This window comes from Bradyrhizobium sp. WSM4873, assembly GCF_055811355.1.
On the sequence record NZ_JBVVPS010000061.1, the window covers coordinates 1 to 14,448 of the forward strand.

Consider the following 14,448-nt stretch of genomic DNA (forward strand, 5'->3'; position numbering starts at 1 on the left):
CTGCAATCTCAAATGCCGCCGCAACCGGAAAACTGACTCCTGCTCAATCGCTTAGAGCCTTGTTCACGGACGACTAATGAATGCTATCATGGAAATAGATTCCCTCCTCGATCGGCCTCGACCAATCTGCGCGTGAACCGGGTGCGCACTTTTCTGAAGGTGATCATTCCTTTCTCAACGCCTGGGTTAATGGCCGGATTGTCTATGAAGGCTGTTTCTTCATTTGTTGGCGCCCCGGCCCGTTGGGTGACCGCGCGCCAAAATGATGGGCGGCTTTGCTTACGATCAAATCCACACTACATCCAACTGGCCATTTGGTGCCGCGATAGCTTTTATTCTGTTCGCTTTCGGGCCTGGACTGATCCGTGCGCTCACGAGAGGGCTCCATGTTGGATGATATCATCGATAGACTCTCGCATTGGTCAGGCAGGCTTGTTCGCGCTTTTGTCCATCCGACGCTGGTACTTCCAGGTGCTATTGCTGTCGCTAAATCTTTCACGTCCGGAGATGCATGCGCCTTTCCGCCGCCCCTTCTCCCTGCGTTGGTACTACGCGTTCTGGGGCAGCTCTCTATTGATCGACTCACTCTAGATCTGAATTGGCTTCGCCTGACGGCAATATCTCTGGTGTTTGGTTTCGCTGCAGGCTTCGGGCTCGATCGACACGAGTTCGCTGGGCGAGAGCTGAGATGAGGCTTCATGCTATCAATGCTGCTTATCCCAGCCGTGGTCCTAGAGCAAATTCTGATCAGACACGATCATAGCCTGCTGCGGCGAAGAAGATCAGACACTCTTGGGCGGTGAAGGCGGCTAGCGCGAAGGGCGATAGCGTTGTCCAAAGCCTCGACTGATCTGGAGGCGGCCTTTCGAAGGGCGGCTTTGAACTTGGCGACGGCCATTCCGATCGTATTGAGGTCGGGCCCCGCTCGTGTGCTGCGAGATTGTCCATCACCACGATGTCGCCAGGCCTGAGTGTCGGCACGAGGACTTGCGTCACGTAAGCCTCGTACGCCGGACTATCCATGGGGCCGTCAAGGACCAACGGCGCAGTCATGCCGGTGCTCAGAGCGCGCCGACGAAGGTCGTCGTCTTTCCAATGACCATGCGGGGGCGCTGCGACACCGCGCTGCCCGTACGGCGAACGGCCATAGCGCCGCGCCATGTTGGTCGAGGCTCCCGTCCCGTCGATGAACACCAACGGATGGATGCGGATCTCAGGCTGAGATCCCTCCACGCCGCGCGTTCAGCGGCTACGACCGGCTGATCCTGCTCGCTAGCTTGCGACGTTTTTTTCGAACGTGGCGTTGCGGCGATCGAAGAACCGCCAGACCACGCTCGGCACGAAACGCTCGCTGCGGACCTTGAAGAGATGGTCAGCGATCTCGGCCAGCATCATGTCGGGTAGCCTTGACCATGGAGAGGATCTCCGCAGCATGACCCTCGATGCGAGCTGAACGCCGGTCTCCGCCCTGCGCCCCCGCATCACAGGTACCGGTGCTTCGCCGCTCACTGACCAGTTCGATCGCTGTCGATGGCGCCACGCCGAACCGACTGCCGCCCGACCGTTCATGCCTTCATCTTCACAGCCCGAATAATGCGAAGGCGAAGGTCCGGCGAGAGTGGTTTAGCCATGGGAGCTGGCCTCCATCACCAGCCCTCCGGGGAATCACAATTTGCCTCGCAAGGGAATCCCTTCCGATTCCATCAGGTAGGAAAATGCCCTAGTACCCATTCTTCATAAGGCGGGAGTCGTGATTCAACGATTCAAGATCGGGCAGGCGGCCACCGGGTTCGCGCGTTGGACGGGACCCCTGCTGGCCGAGGAACTAAGCGATGTTGGCTTCCAATATGTCTGGCGGTTCCTGCGGAACCGCAACAAACCTACCGCTTCGTCCAAACATCGGCTCGGCCGCAATCATCGCGTTGATTATCGCTTCTTCGACCCACTGAACCGTAGCTTCGAATAGTTGGTCGATGCTGTTGTTGGGTAACAAAGCAAGGTTACAAATGGCGGGCGCGACCGCTGGCCCACTCATGCTTAGGTTTGCCGTGGAAAAGGCTAGCAGAGGTCACCCGAGCGGTCTCCAGTGCGGACTACGCCAACACCGGCGCGACGCGCGAGCCGCTCCAGTTGAGCAGGCATCAAAGCCGCATCGGTTGCAACTATCGCGTTGATTGAGCCCTGTTCACCGGTCCAGAGCCGATTGTCTGTTAGATGCTCTCCCACAGGCGCGCCGAGGATTTCAGGAGCGGTCGCACACCAAAATTCGCTTGTACGATGCACCGACTGTATAGGTCGACCCAAACAGGTGGACGACGCGGGACGAAGTTCCTGTACCTCCCTTGAACTCGAAGCAGATCATCCCGGTGCCACCACCAACATTAACTTCGGGCAGGGGGCCACCGGACGCCGTGTTCAGGGCCTCTACTACATGCGATGCCGTTACATGGAACGCGCCATGTCGTTTAAATAGTCATCGCATGTTTCACCGACTATTGGGAGCATAAACTTATACGGCCCCACGCCGACTTCTGGCTTCGCGATCATCCATTGCAGAATTGACTGATGGACGGTCCCGAGACTGTAGGTGTTAGTGACGCCAATAGGCCCGGTGAAATAGCCTGCCTCCTTCATCCGGTGCGTTCCGGTCATTACACCGGTCATCGCCAACTCGACCGCTTGCTGCCATCTCGCCATGATGAAACTCCTGGTTCAGTGGCGCGAGAGCAGCCATCCAGCCAGTGGCTGCCTACCAGCTCTGCTGAGCACGACGCCTGTGCCCACGCCTACGGTCTTAGGCCCAGTCGTCCTTTCCAGCAAGAGTCCGCAATCGCGCGTGAATAAAGTGTGAATGTCTTCTAGTGCACGTGCACGTCAGAGATTCTCGTCAGCTTACGACAACAACCTATTCTGGGCGTTGCTATGTCGTTGTTGATGATGTTTCTATTCGCTCCACGCTCACCTCAGCACAGACCTTCATGCTCCGCTCCAGCTACGTAAGGAAGCCGACAATGTCGCCGCTAAAGGTCGCACTATTATTTGGAGGTGGCTCAGCTAGCAACCCCGACGTGTCGCTGCGGGGCGCGTTATCTATATACGAGAGTTTAGATCGAGACCTCTATGATCCGATACTCGTGAGTATCGCGAAAACCGGCGAGTGGTTGATGCCTGACGCCGCGAAAGTGCCTTTCTTGGACCCAACTCTCTCGAGCGCCCAACTTATCTTCCTGCCAGGCAGGCGCGGCGAAGCTGTGATCCATGGCTCGAACGTAAGCGAACGTATATGTCGCATCGACGTCGTCTTCCCGTATATGCCGGATGGTACTTTTGAAGGGTTTTTGGAAATAGTTGGGGTACCGTTCATCGGGTCAAGAGGGCCCGCATCTGCGGTATGCATGGATAAGCAAATTCTTAAACGGATACTACGCGATGCGGGCCTTCCCGTCGCGCGGTCCTTGGTGCTGCTGTCGCCGAAGGACGTCTCGTTTCACCTTGTCAAGAACTCGCTCCGCTGTGAGTCTTTGTTCGTGAAACCGGCATGTCTTTACGAATCTATCGGCGCTAGTAAGGCAACTTGCGAAACGGAGTTTGAGGCTGCAATCAACCTCGCGTTTTGCTATTGCAGTAAGGTCTTAGTTGAGGAGTATGTCGAGGCACGCGAATTTCAATGCGCCGTGCTGCAGGATGCCGAGCAACCGAGTACATTGTCTTGTTCATGGCCTGGCGAGATCATCCCGACGGATCGGCACGGATATTTTTCCTATCAAGCGAAGAGAGATGGAACGGGCATACTTATTCATCCAAAGGCCGAACTTGACAAAACGTCAAGCGACACTTTGCGAGAACTATCTCGCGAAGCATTCAGGGTGATAGGCTGCGAGGGCGTCGCTCGAGTGGACTTTTGTGCGAGCCGGTGGAGAGGTGTTAATTAACGAGGTTACCACTATTCCCAGCCTTAAACCGACTAGTTTGTTTTCCCGGATGATGGAGGCTTCGGGCATACCATATCGAGCGTTGGTTGAGAGACTGCTTCAAGATGCCATCAAGCGTTCTCGTCGGGCACGGCCTGGACTATGATTCCCTAATTGCGAGAGCTAATACCCACCAGCGCTGCTCGCGCGTTTTTGGCCAGACCTCACCGGCCGCCTTCTGGAACCCGAGTGCGCGATCGGCGATGACGAGCTGCGGGGCCACTTCGAGTCCGCTCCGCTTCAGATCGGGCAGCAGAGATCGCGCTTTTGCCACGCGGCATGCTCGTCGAGCCAGCCGCCCTTCAAGCGGCCGATCGCGGAGGCCGACAACGGAGGCAGCATGCTCGCCAAGCACCGCCGCCAGCGCCTCGGAAAAGCCGCCGGTCGAAATCCCCATCGAATAAAGGACCGGCAGCACGTCTCGACTTCGAGTGGCGCATGCAGGGCGGCAGGATAGACGGTGAGAACCGGATGCGGCCAGGATCGGCAGCGGCGGCCTCGCGATCGCGTACAATCGGCTGGCGGACGGCGACCGGAGCGATAACGGTCATCACCTAGCGCTCCGGCAGGTGCCCACGGCGGACGACGCGCTGTTGGCCGTCCGTCGTCTTCAAATCTGCTGGCCGAGAAGGTCTGCAATCCCCGGCTTAAGCGCTGTTTCGGTCCCACCTTCCATTGAAGGCGTCGAGCGAGGAATGATCGATCTCTGATTAGAGATCGGCTTGTGTCTAAGTTTGACTATATGCTTGAGCCCAGGACCTCGGTTCGTCGGGTCGAGGTCATCACGCAGAGCGGCCGACGCCGGCAGTTCTCGGCCGACGACAAGGCGCGGTTCGTCGAGGAGACGCTGGCCCCGGGAGCCGTGGTATCGGAGGTCGCGCGGCGGCACGGATTGTAGCCGCAACAGCTGTTTACGTGGCGCCGACAAATGCGACAGCCGGTTGCAATCCCGGTGGGACCCGAGCCGCAGACGTTCGTGCCCGCTGTCGTTACCCCATCGTGCACGCCGCCGGAGCGCTCACCGCGGCAGCGCCGACGACTTCCGGAAGACGCCCGAGGGGGCGGAGAACAGCGGCATCATCGAGATCGAGATCAACGGCGTCGCCGTCCGGGTCGGCCGCGGCGCGGATGCCGCGACGGTTGCGGCCGTGATCCATGCGCTGAAGACCTGCACGTGATCGGTCCGACGGGCGCGGTGCGGGTGATGGTGGCGACCAGGCCGGTCGACTTCCGCAAGCGTGCCGAAGGGCTCGCGGCCCTGGTGCGTGAGAGCATCCAGGCCGATCCGTTCTCCGGCGCCGTGTATGTGTTCCGCGCCAAGCGCGCCGACAGGGTGAAGCTGATCTATTGGGACGGCACGGGTGTGTGCCTGTTCGCCAAGCGGCTTGAGACCGGTTCGTTCTGCTGGCCCAACGTGCAGGACGGCGTCATTCGCCTGACCGCGGCGCAGCTGTCAGCCTTGCTCGAAGGACTGGACTGGAAGCGCGTCCACGCCGCGCGCGAGACACCGTCGCCGATCCAGGCGAGTTGAACTGCGGCACAGTGAATCAGTATGCATGTCGCGCTCGCGGGATGCCGCGATGCATGGTGTAATCGCATCATGGCGACGACGGCCGACACGCTTCCGGACGATCCCGGCACGCTCAAGGCGATGCTGCTGGCCGAACGGGCGCGCGCCGCGCGGCTCGAGCAGATCATCAAGGAGTTGCAGCGTCATCGCTTCGGCCGCCGGGCCGAGACGCTGCCGGAGGATCAGTTGCTGCTCGGCCTGGAGGAGGTCGAGCAGGTCGAGGCGAGCAGTGATGCCGCAACCGATGCAGCCAATGCTGCCGACCGATCGAGCCGAGCCGCACGGCGCCGCAGGAACAGAGGAGCGCTGCCGGCGCATCTGCCGCGGGTCGAGATGCTGATCGACCTCGACGATGACGCCTGCCCGGGCTGTCAGCAGGCGCTGCACCGGATCGGCGAGGATGTGAGCGAACGATTGGATATCGTGCAGTTCCGGGTCCTAGTCGTAAGGCGGCCGAAGTATGCCCGCCGGGCCTGCGAGACCATGGTGCAGGCACCGGCCCCAGCGCGGCTGATCGAGGGCGGGCTACCGACCGAAGCCACCGTGGCGCAGGTACTCGTCGCCAAATATGCCGACCATCTGCCGCTGTATCGGCAGGCTCAAATTTACGCCCGCCAGGGCCTCGAGCTGGATCGCTCGACCCTGGCCGATTGGGTCGGGCGGGCAGCCTTCCTGTTGCGGCCGGTGCATGAGCGACTGCTCGCGAGGCTGAAGCAGTCGACAAAACTGTTTGCCGACGAGACCACCGCCCCGGTGCTCGATCCCGGACGCGGCCGCACCAAGACCGGCCAGCTCTGGGCCTATGCCCGCGACGACCGACCCTGGGGCGGCACGGACCCGCCCGCCGTCGCCTATGTCTACGCTCCCGATCGCAAGGCCGAACGGCCGATCGTCCACCTCGCGGGTTTTGTCGGCATTCTCCAGGTCGACGGCTATGCCGGCTATGGGTCCTGGCCGAGCGCGGTGACGTAGAACTGGCGTTCTGCTGGTCCCATGTGCGCCGGCGCTTCTAGGAACTCGCCGCGGCCGGTCCCGCACCAATCGCCAGCGAGGCGCTCGAACGTATCGCCGGGCTCTACGTCATCGAAGCCCAGATCCGCGGCCGCACCGCCGACGAGCGTCGCGCCGTCCGCCAAGAGAAGAGCCGGCCGATCGCCGACGAGTTCGAACCCTGGCTGCGCGCCAGGCTCAGTCTGATTAGCCAGAAGACCAAACTCGCGGAGGCTATCCGATATGCGCTGTCGCGTTGGGACGGGCTGACGCGCTTCATTGCCGACGGCCGCATCGAGATCGATTCCAACGTCGTCGAGCGCGCTATCCGCCCAATCGCGCTCAACCGCAAGAACGCCCTGTTCGCTGGCTCGGACGGCGGCGGCGAACACTGGGCCGTCATCGCCTCACTGATCGAAACCTGCAAGCTCATCGGCGTCGAACCCCACGCCTATCTCGCCGACGTCATCACCCGCATCGTCCCAACGATCACCCGAACAGCCAGATCGACGAATTGCTACCCTGGGCCTTTCTCGCTACCCAAGAACGCTGGCGCGTGGCCTGAGAACATCGCTTACGCTTTGAACGCTTTGGCGAGAGGGGCACGTGCCCGGTTGCGCAAGACTTCTGTGATTTGATCATCGACGATTCCTGGCTGAATCAGCTGGATGACGTTATCGCTGGACACGGTGAAGAATGGAGGCGTCAAGCACCCCCACGATATGCCGCCTTCCCGATTCCCTCCGTCACCCACTTTGGCGATAGCTCTTCGAGCAGCTCAACTACATGCTCGCGCTGTTTCCTCTTCCCGGCAGTTTTCCCCTCGTCGTGGCGCATCTGTGTAGGCTCTGTCCCAGAGTCCTTCTTTCAAATCGTGCGACAAGAACGCACCTCTGTTGGGACTAGCCAATTAGCCCTCTGGCGGGGCCCACCGAAAGACAGCATGGCTGTCCTTGCGCGCGCAGATAGCCCTGATAGCGAAGCGTTTCCGCGCAGGTCAGCAGTTTAGGATCGACGTCGTCGCTCCGATTGCGGTTCGGATTTTGCTCATGGAGCGGCGAACCGCATCAAGAAAGGCCACGCTCGCGTTTTCCATCAGATGCCAGCGGTCGGCGACCTGGATGCCGTTCGGCAGCGCCTTGGCTGCTGCCTCGCCATATCCACCTCCGCGATCTCGCGACACAATGTTGATGCCCGGGTGGTTCGACAGCCACGCCTGAACGGTCGCCGTTTCCCGGTCGGGCAGCAAAGCAACCATCCGCCGACGCTCCAAATCGCACACGATGGTCCCGTAACGACGGCTTCTCCGGAACGCCCAGTCATCGATACCCACAACAACCAATGGATCCGTCGGCATCGCCGTCCGCCGGCGGACTACCCGCAGCAAGGTATCGTTGCTGACAGGCAGCATGAGCCGCTTGGCGAAGCTTGCTGCCGGCCGTCTGCCGAGCGCCAACCCCAGGTGATGGACGATGGGTTCGAGCCGTGCCGTCCGACGCCGTCGAAGCGGAACGACGTCTTCTCCGAACCGCTCCGCGAAGATCCGCCGGCGGCAATGCGGCACCTCGCGTGTGAAGCGTCGCGTGAGTAATCGGAGGCGCACCTTTCTGCCCGCTGATGGCAAATCGGCAACGTGCCGGACGTAGCGGCTATGGATGCGGCTCGACGCTGTCGCGCAAAAAGGGCATCGAGCCTCCGCAGCTTTCGACCGAACAGCCAGAATAAGCGAATCCATTGAGTCACTTACACCATCAAAACACCGAACCACTCGGTACTAGGATTAAGATTTGAAAGCCGGTCCGCATGGCGCTGATTCTCCGTTTGAGAACCACAGTCGCCTGGCAAACTTCATCAGAAATGAGTCAGCCCCCCTTTGGATGCCGATAGGGGTCGCAGTCGAACGCCCATTGACACTTGGCCTCGCCATTGAACATGTCCGCTCGCGACGCATCATTAAAGATCGGCGATTTATGCGATCTTGAAGTGGATGGCTCTGTCGATCGCGCGGATGGGCCCGCGTGCGCGATCCAGTTCACGTTCCGAGTAGATGTCAGCGCAATCTGCATGCTACGCTCGAGCGCGGAGCACCTCCTGAGTTGATGGCAATACTCCTGATCAAGCCTCTAATCCTGGCCAGAGTTCAGCCCTCTGATCGAATTGATCAACCAAGCCCGGCGCTCCTCAGCAAGAGGGAGAGCCGCCATCATCTGATCCTCGGAACGTACGACAGGTGCTCCCTTTCAGGAGAGTGAGTGACATGTCTTCAATACGCGGATGAGTTTACGTGGATAGTGTCTTTCAAGAAGATCGACCTGGTTTGCTGTCGGGCGACAGCGCCGAGCTTTCATGGTAGTGGCTTCCTTACCGCGTCTTCAAATACTTTAGAAGTGCCCGCCGTTCGGCGTCGGTTAGTTCTGGCCCGATGACCCCAGCCGGCAGCTTCGTTATATCGGTTTCCTTGCCCTCAAAAGAATGCCCGCGATTGCTATTCCCAAGTGGCGACACGTTGAAGTCCGTCAGGCCGGCCGCGCAGGCGTCGTTCGCTCGCACTTTCGCAACGAGTCCGACGTCAACAGGATCGAATTTGCGGCTGCCAACGCAGAAAAAAACTCGACCGTCCGGCCTGCGGTAATAACATGTCCTTCAGCGTCGGCACGGATCCGTTGGTGCAGATACGGAGCTGTTGCCCAACACCGTCCAGCGGCCGCGCCCGGGACTGGGGTTGAAGCGCAAGGAGATCTTCGTCCTTGCCGTTACGGCGCACCCGCGCTCCAATGTATGCTCGCGGGTTTTGGCAGTTCTTCCTCGATCCCTTCGATGAGGCCCAGCAACAGCGTGTTGTGCTCCGGCTGGGCTCGCTGATACCCAATCCCGCAATGCTGGACACAACGGGGACAAGCGCTGGTATGTCGACCGTCTATCAATTCGCGGCGGCGCAGGTTGTCCGGGCGCTGGCCGAAGCTCACCCGAACTGCGGCCTCGGCAGCGGTTCGATTCCGCTGCCCAACTCGCACGAAGGGTCTTGACGCAAGCAAAGATGCCGACTGAGCGAGGCGATGCTCCTCCATTCAACGAAATGGAGTTGCAGCTCCGATGAAATGAGCCGGCGCAAACCATCGCGATCGCAGCGACAGCCGTTCAGCCAACGTTACAGTGGTCGTTGCATCAGCGCAGAAAGCGCGTTTCAGCGACCCTAATCTCGTTGATTCTCTGGTTCTGAGAATTGCGTCTACCGGACAACATCTTTGTGGACGTTCCGCACGCCGCGATCAGCCATGATACGGAATTTTAGCGTCTCCCGTCCGCTCAAGAGGCACGACGGCGAAGCTGAGGCTCAAGGAACGCGCGCCGGTCGGGTTATCAAGTATAACGACCAGTACAAATCAAACGCGTTACGGCAACTCGTAACCTACTTTTGCAACAGCCATTGACTGCACAAGAGTGGCGGCGAGAGCAAAGTCCCGCAGTGTCGACTTGGAACGCGCAGGCGATGGTGCGACGGAAAGCGGTGAGACGTCGCGAATTGGATCCGCCAATGAGGTCGAACAGATGCCACGCGTATCGTTACCCATGATGTATGAGCCCGAACGAATTGCGATTCGGCGCGCGGTTGAGACTAGCTGAAAAGTTTCGGCTTGTGTCCGGACCATTGGAGCGCCGCGGGCCGGCATATCCCAAGGTCACTCAGCTGAGAGACTTCCACGTTGCGCAGCGGTGCCAAGACCGACGAGCGCGTCAGGAAAGAGTTGCTGCAGAACACGGAGAGCAGTGCTGACGCGACTGGCGCCATGTGGAAAGAATCCGATGCTGCTCCTGCTAGCCGCTATGCTAGCGAAACTAGCGGGTGGCTCGGCGGATCGGGTAGTGAACCCCTGAAAGCGCTGTTCCTGGCAGATGCCGCAAGCCTCTGTGGTCAGCCAAAGCTGGCCACCTTTGCTCCCGTGAGGGTCAAGCCGCTCGCGGTGCTACCAAGTGGTATTGCGAGGGGTTACTGCAGGGCCCCTACCTGGTGGGCAAGTCTTCAAAGACGACGCTATCCCTAACGTGCCAGCGACGTCAACCAGCCGGGCCTGCGGATGAGAGCGTTATGCGGTCATTTTGGCCAGACGATCGCCGCCGGCAACCCCAGGGAGATCGCGCGGCGCCAGTGCGCACGTTTGATCGCCGCAAGAACGCACAGATACCTGTCTTTCGGAGGCAGCGGATCGAAGTCAAAGGGAGAGATGACGGCCCGTTTGCCGCTGCCGGTATCTGTCGTGTTGAACAAAAGGCCCGGCATGTTGTTGCTGGTCGCCCAATGGGACTGAAAGTCAGCCCTTAGCAGAATGAATTGATCGTAGCTGCCCGAGCATTCTGTCAACGGCTTCTCCAAAGTGTATTCGAGAAAGCGCGCGCGTATGTCTTTCCGTCGACGGCATTCGAATCGGGGGACGTTTTCTCGGGCGTCGAGCGCAGGGGCGAACATTGCCGAACCGGCGCTACTGCCCCCGGAGACGCCGCTTATCGCAGACAGATGTTGTCGAAATGCCTGGAGCAATACTGAGATGACTACCGAAAGAATTATCCATCGAAGGTCGCGCAACAAGGTAAAACAGCTGCTCGCGCACAGGCCGCGCCATCTCCCTCACAATTTATGAGATCGCTGGCAAGCCACTGAAACAGGCTCGGGTGCTAGGCATTCGCGCCATCTCACATTGACAGTATTGAGCACCGTGCCGTACGGACGACTTGAAATAGATTGATCACAAAACACGCTCCTAGGTGGCGCGTCAAATATTGTGCAGTTCCCTACAGGAGTGAGCCAGCTTTGTCGATTTGTTCTGCGCGGCGATCGGAGAAGTTTCCTCTCTGAGCGGCGATCTGCAAACAGCTCGCCGGCGTATGTCCCGCACCGTAACGCGGGCATTGCCGGGCACAAGGCGCGAGATACTCCGCAACGAACCTGCGATCGAGCCGTCTTCGATTGCGACGTCTTGCGGCTCGAAAACGAGATCTCGTGCTCTTGTTTATCGCAATTCCCGGCTCAACCGCTAAAAACCGGCGCCCAATCTGCCGTAATCTATGGGATATGAAGTCTGGTCAGCGCAGCGGCCTCTGTCGCACCAGCGCCAGTATGATCGCGAGAGCGGCGAGTCGTGCTCGCCGGTCGAAAGTAAACGTAGTGCCGAGGCACTTCAGATTGTTTGAGTGGAGACTTGGGAGCACTGTTGGAAGAGTCATCTTCGGCAAGGGTGCTCACTATGGACGACCATTCTGACGACATAATACAACCGTTCCCACGTATCGAAGTGTATGCTGGCGCAGGTCGAAAAGCGCTGGCCGGGCGATTTGACACGGATTGCCGCGGAAAGTCTCGAGCCGGGCGCGATTGTCACAGATGTCGCCCGCCGCCATGGCGGCCGGCGCCAGCAGGTGCATGATTGGCGGCGTCGAGCACGTTTAGGCCAGTTGGCGCTGCCAGCTTCGGCGAATACCTTATCATTTTGTGCCTTTGGCGTCGGATCCTCGCTACCGGCGACTACGGAGTCCTCGTGTCGCCTTAGGCTTGCGGCGTGGAGCGGATCCGACAACATGGCGCGAACCTGACAGTCAGCACTACGGCGGCGGTGCAGGGGCTTATTGGAAAAATGGCCAGCTCTGTGCTCGATCATGCCTCGTCTGCCGTCGCCCCTAGCATCTATCGTGTCATTCGGCCCGTTTAATTGCTTGCTTGTTGTCAAAAGTTCCCCTTGAACGCGCCAACGGCAGGACGATAGCGCTCGGAGCTGGTCAGGGTCGCAGAGACAGGCGCGAGCGCAACTGAGTGTTGAGCTTGCCTCCCGGCGCCTAATCCAGTGTGGAGTCGTTCTAGCCCAGGACGAGGGACAGGGCATGAAGCGAAATCGTTTCACCGGTGAGACTGGTGTTCGGTCCCCATCGTCTGCCTATTTCGCCGCACGCAGCACGTTTTGACTGACGATCATGGAGGGAATCCATCCAAGGAGGAAAAGTCATGATCTTACGTCGGCCTCCATGTTTCGCTGAATTCCGCTCGATATGTGCGGTGGACGAGACCGGAAAGATTATCAAGGAGGGAACGACGTCGGCGGACGCGCCACCGATTGTGCAGTATCTCGAGCCATGGCCTGGTCGAGTTGTGCGCGTGGGCCTGGAGGCAGGACCGACCTCAGCACGGCTAGCCGCAAATCTCTTGGGCCGCTGGCCGTCAGTTTGGAAGACCGCTAGGCTGAGGCGGCACTTTCAGCCATGCCTCTGAAGGCCGACCGCAACGACGCCCTAGGATCGCACAGATGGTGAGATCGGGATGGTTCAAGCCCGTTCATGTCACGAGCATCGGCAGCTAAATGCCGCGGACGTTCCCAGCTGCTCGCAAGCATCTCATCCGCCCCATCGCTCCCGCAGAGCATGTCCGCCGAGTACTTCTGCGTCCGCTCGGTCTCAAAATCGGAATCGTCTTGCGGACTCTGTTCGCGACGGAAGTTCGTGAGTTGGTCGCGATGACGCCATGCTGGAGGCGATTATGTATCCGCTGCTTGCCGACGCGAAGGGCTGATGCGAGAGTCGCCCGACTCGATCGTCCGGTTCTGAAAGGCTGTGCGCAGCGACCCGGCTGCTGACTCTTGATGACCGATGCCAGGATCGGTCCGGTCTTTGGGTGACCTTCCGCTCCACCGTGGTCGATCCTTAGCGATTCCTGCATTCCCACTCCGTGGGCGCCTACTGGTCTCCGACGAAGGCTTGGGCGGTGCGTGTTGCTCACCGAGGAGGAAGCACTGTGGGAAGGTCGCGCTGGGCAGAACGATGGCTGTCGTCCTTCACCGAACGTGGGGTCGACGGTACCGAATTCCGGTGGACGGCGCGCGCGTAAGGACGCCATCGCCATCCAAAAAGACGCTCGCCGAGGCGCGTGGGACCGTCGAGTTCGCATGATCTGTCGTGGGTCCTCAAGGCGGCAGGCTACGCCGATGAGCTTGAACCGACCATTCAACCGAATCCCATCATGTGGCGCTTTGCCGAGCACCAACGGAAGTAGGTACCCGCGGCACGCGCTTTAAGGGATCGACAGAGGCAGACCGAATACAGAAGCGCGGTATTGAAAGAGCATGAGGTTGAAGGACGGCCGAGCTGGCTCGAAAGCATGGAATCGAAGCGGCGATCTACAATCGGAAGCCAGAGTTGCTGCTCAACGAGCGGAGACTACCATCATTCGCAGGTTGCCAGCCTAAAGGCAGAGCGTTAGCTCGCATGAGCATGACCAAGGCAGCACAGCTACCTTTTCGACAGCTGAACGGGATAGAAGCAAAAGTTGAGTCAGATCGGAGACGTGACATCATGAGCCAAACTAATAACGTTTGTAAGCCGCCAGATCGCATCTACGTCGGACGATCTAAGATAAATGGGTTCGGCCTGTTTTCGAGAAAAACTATAACGAGGGGAAATGTCATAGAAAAGCTTGAAGGCGTGGTCTATCCGAAGGCAACCAAGAGAACGATACAAATCGATCGCAATAGACACCTTTGTAGTGAATACATAGACTTCGTCAATCACTGTTGCCGCCCAAATGCCCGCCTCCAGGTGGAAGGTGGTGGCATTGTCCTGATTGCACTCGAGGAGATTCGTTGCGACAGGGACGAAGTAACGATCGACTACAACTGCTCCGAATACTCTCTCGCTGAGAGCTTCTCGTGTCGATGCTGTGAGCCTCCCAGACTTATCGCTGGATACAGTTACTTGCTAGAAACGGGTCAGGGGGACTATCTAAGTCGAATAGAGCGATTCGTGCTGCCGCATCTGTTTTCGATCTCCTCGGAATGTTCGTCTAACAACTAGATTTTGAACGGGGGATGTCCCGGGTTCTGTTGAATTTCTGAAGAGGTCGGCGTTGCCCACCTTGAGCCGGTAGGCTCGGGGTGCTGA

At 59.3% G+C, this 14,448-nt stretch carries 10 protein-coding genes and 6 pseudogenes; 9 read left to right on the plus strand and 7 right to left on the minus strand.

The features are described 5' to 3' along the window. Window positions 1-747 precede the first annotated feature (747 nt). Both AC0L21_RS36650 and AC0L21_RS36655 read right to left on the minus strand, forming a co-directional pair. Entirely contained in the window at window positions 748-1,161 is a 414-nt protein-coding gene (locus AC0L21_RS36650; RefSeq protein WP_473266756.1) for a hypothetical protein, read from the minus strand. Between the two features lie 111 nt (window positions 1,162-1,272). Next, entirely contained in the window at window positions 1,273-1,395 is a 123-nt protein-coding gene (locus tag AC0L21_RS36655) for a hypothetical protein (protein ID WP_473266739.1), read from the minus strand. A 355-nt stretch (window positions 1,396-1,750) separates the two neighbouring features. On the opposite strand from AC0L21_RS36655, the gene AC0L21_RS36660 reads away from it, so the two are divergent. Continuing rightward, window positions 1,751-1,966 carry a hypothetical protein gene (locus AC0L21_RS36660; protein ID WP_473266760.1) on the plus strand — a complete coding sequence of 72 codons (216 nt, stop codon included), beginning with the start codon at window positions 1,751-1,753 and terminating at the stop codon, window positions 1,964-1,966. On the opposite strand, the pseudogene AC0L21_RS36665 reads toward AC0L21_RS36660, so the two are convergent. Both AC0L21_RS36665 and AC0L21_RS36670 read right to left on the minus strand, forming a co-directional pair. Continuing rightward, window positions 1,940-2,035 (minus strand): annotated as a pseudogene (locus AC0L21_RS36665) (hypothetical protein); the annotation flags it as partial. The gene AC0L21_RS36660 and the pseudogene AC0L21_RS36665 sit on opposite strands and share 27 nt — an antisense overlap. A gap of 23 nt (window positions 2,036-2,058) precedes the next feature. Next, window positions 2,059-2,697 (minus strand): annotated as a pseudogene (locus tag AC0L21_RS36670) (P1 family peptidase). 314 nt (window positions 2,698-3,011) lie between these two features. Here AC0L21_RS36670 and AC0L21_RS36675 point away from each other — a divergent pair. Further along, window positions 3,012-4,077 (plus strand): annotated as a pseudogene (locus AC0L21_RS36675) (D-alanine--D-alanine ligase). A 21-nt stretch (window positions 4,078-4,098) separates the two neighbouring features. Here AC0L21_RS36675 and AC0L21_RS36680 read toward each other — a convergent pair. Then, window positions 4,099-4,591, minus strand: a pseudogene (locus AC0L21_RS36680) (transposase); the annotation flags it as partial. A 104-nt stretch (window positions 4,592-4,695) separates the two neighbouring features. On the opposite strand from AC0L21_RS36680, the gene AC0L21_RS36685 reads away from it, so the two are divergent. From AC0L21_RS36685 to tnpC, 4 genes and pseudogenes are all read left to right on the plus strand, one after another. Further along, entirely contained in the window at window positions 4,696-4,869 is a 174-nt protein-coding gene (locus AC0L21_RS36685) for a transposase (RefSeq protein WP_473266740.1), read from the plus strand. Window positions 4,870-4,912: 43 nt separating this feature from the next. Further along, window positions 4,913-5,149, plus strand: a complete 237-nt coding sequence (locus AC0L21_RS36690) for a hypothetical protein (protein ID WP_473266744.1) — start codon at window positions 4,913-4,915, stop codon at window positions 5,147-5,149. Beyond that, entirely contained in the window at window positions 5,146-5,502 is a 357-nt protein-coding gene (gene tnpB / locus AC0L21_RS36695; RefSeq protein ID WP_473266746.1) for an IS66 family insertion sequence element accessory protein TnpB, read from the plus strand. The genes AC0L21_RS36690 and tnpB overlap by 4 nt, the downstream gene beginning before the upstream one ends. Before the next feature lie 69 nt (window positions 5,503-5,571). Continuing rightward, a pseudogene (gene tnpC / locus AC0L21_RS36700) lies at window positions 5,572-7,096 on the plus strand (IS66 family transposase). Between the two features lie 388 nt (window positions 7,097-7,484). Here the strand turns inward: tnpC and AC0L21_RS36705 are convergent. Next, a pseudogene (locus AC0L21_RS36705) lies at window positions 7,485-8,336 on the minus strand (ISL3 family transposase); the annotation flags it as partial. A gap of 942 nt (window positions 8,337-9,278) precedes the next feature. Here AC0L21_RS36705 and AC0L21_RS36710 point away from each other — a divergent pair. Then, a complete protein-coding gene (locus tag AC0L21_RS36710; protein ID WP_473266748.1) occupies window positions 9,279-9,557 on the plus strand; it encodes a hypothetical protein in 279 nt (92 codons plus the stop codon). A gap of 1,067 nt (window positions 9,558-10,624) precedes the next feature. Here AC0L21_RS36710 and AC0L21_RS36715 read toward each other — a convergent pair. Further along, window positions 10,625-10,996: a hypothetical protein gene (locus tag AC0L21_RS36715; RefSeq protein WP_473266750.1), complete on the minus strand. Its 372-nt coding sequence runs from the start codon at window positions 10,994-10,996 to the stop codon at window positions 10,625-10,627. A gap of 827 nt (window positions 10,997-11,823) precedes the next feature. Between AC0L21_RS36715 and AC0L21_RS36720 the strand changes: the two genes are divergently transcribed. Next, window positions 11,824-12,117, plus strand: coding sequence for a transposase (locus AC0L21_RS36720; protein ID WP_473266754.1), 294 nt, complete (start codon window positions 11,824-11,826; stop codon window positions 12,115-12,117). Window positions 12,118-13,863: 1,746 nt separating this feature from the next. Next, window positions 13,864-14,361 carry an SET domain-containing protein-lysine N-methyltransferase gene (locus tag AC0L21_RS36725; RefSeq protein WP_473266758.1) on the plus strand — a complete coding sequence of 166 codons (498 nt, stop codon included), beginning with the start codon at window positions 13,864-13,866 and terminating at the stop codon, window positions 14,359-14,361. Window positions 14,362-14,448: the final 87 nt, after the last annotated feature.

Excerpts from the sequence above, each read along its gene's own strand:
- AC0L21_RS36650 (WP_473266756.1), bottom strand. The coding sequence starts at position 1,161 with ATGGCGCGGCGCTATGGCCGTTCGCCGTACGGGCAGCGCGGTGTCGCA.
- AC0L21_RS36655 (WP_473266739.1), bottom strand. The coding sequence starts at position 1,395 with ATGATGCTGGCCGAGATCGCTGACCATCTCTTCAAGGTCCGCAGCGAG.
- AC0L21_RS36715 (WP_473266750.1), bottom strand. The coding sequence starts at position 10,996 with ATGTTCGCCCCTGCGCTCGACGCCCGAGAAAACGTCCCCCGATTCGAA.
- AC0L21_RS36720 (WP_473266754.1), top strand. The coding sequence starts at position 11,824 with ATGCTGGCGCAGGTCGAAAAGCGCTGGCCGGGCGATTTGACACGGATT.
- AC0L21_RS36725 (WP_473266758.1), top strand. The coding sequence starts at position 13,864 with ATGAGCCAAACTAATAACGTTTGTAAGCCGCCAGATCGCATCTACGTC.